At 67.7% G+C, this 984-nt stretch carries 1 protein-coding gene; it reads left to right on the top strand.

Features of this window, described 5'->3' with window-relative positions; translation table 11 throughout:
- Window positions 1–826, top strand: an 826-nt coding sequence (locus ELR45_RS12430; RefSeq protein WP_205856479.1) for a hypothetical protein, incomplete at its 5' end; no start/stop codon positions are given.
- Between the last annotated feature and the right edge of the window lie 158 nt (window positions 827–984).

Genomic DNA, 984 nt, shown 5'->3' with positions numbered 1-984 from the left:
CGCGATCGACCATGCCCTCGGCCCGGGCCGTCAGTGGCAACGCGTCGCGCGCGGCGTGTACGCCACGTTCACCGGGCCGCTACAGACGCGCCATCACATCCGTGCGGCGCTGCTGATCGCCGGCCCGGATGCCGCTGTCAGCGGTGCCCTCGCATGTCATGCCTACGGCCTGCGCTATGTGCCGGAGCCTGCGGCGACGGTCGTGCTCATCCCTGAATCGACTCGTCATCGCCATGCTCCGTACGCACGGCTGCGGCGCGTGACCGTCATGCCAGAAATACGAGAGATCGCCGGTATCCCGACGGCGTGCCCCGAACGGGCCGTGCTCGATGTCTGCCGGGGCATGTCCTCGCTCCGCCATGTCCGAGCGCTGGCCTGTGAGGCGGTCCAGCGCGGCCTCACCACACCTGATCGCCTGCGCGGCGAACTCGGTGGCGCACGGTGGAAGGGGTCGAAGCTTGTGCGGCGAGCCCTGGATGACATCGCCGCCGGGTGCCGCTCCGCTCCGGAATGCGAGCTGCGTGACGTCGTCCGACGCTCGCGCATACTCGGCGAGCCACGCTGGAACCAGGTCCTTCCCGGCAGCAAACAGGTCATCAGGCCGGACGCTTGCTGGGAGGATGCAAGGGTCGTGGTCGAGATCGACTCGGTGGAATGGCACCGCTTCGGCGACGCTGTAGAGCAGACGGAGCGTAGGCGGGCACTCTACGCGGCGCTGGGCTGGACCGTGGTGCCGATCTCGCCTCGGCGTCTGCGGGAGGAGGCGGACACGGTAGTGGGCGAGATCGAGGCCGCCGTGACGGCCGGTCGAGCCCGCACCGGGTGAAAGCCGCAAGCGCAGTCGACGCTAAGCACATCACTGGAGGATTGTGCGGTGAACACTGGAGGGTTTGACACGCCATCGCATGTCAAACCCTCCAGCGATGTTCGGAGAACCTTCAACCGTCAGGCTGGGTGACGGGGTCAGTGCTCGTCGTAGTGCTT

The organism is Phytoactinopolyspora endophytica, assembly GCF_004138495.1.
Classification (GTDB): Bacteria; Actinomycetota; Actinomycetes; order Jiangellales; family Jiangellaceae; genus Phytoactinopolyspora; species Phytoactinopolyspora endophytica.
The sequence above is the reverse complement of the archived record's forward strand: the minus strand, read 5'-3'. Positions and strand labels throughout refer to the sequence as shown.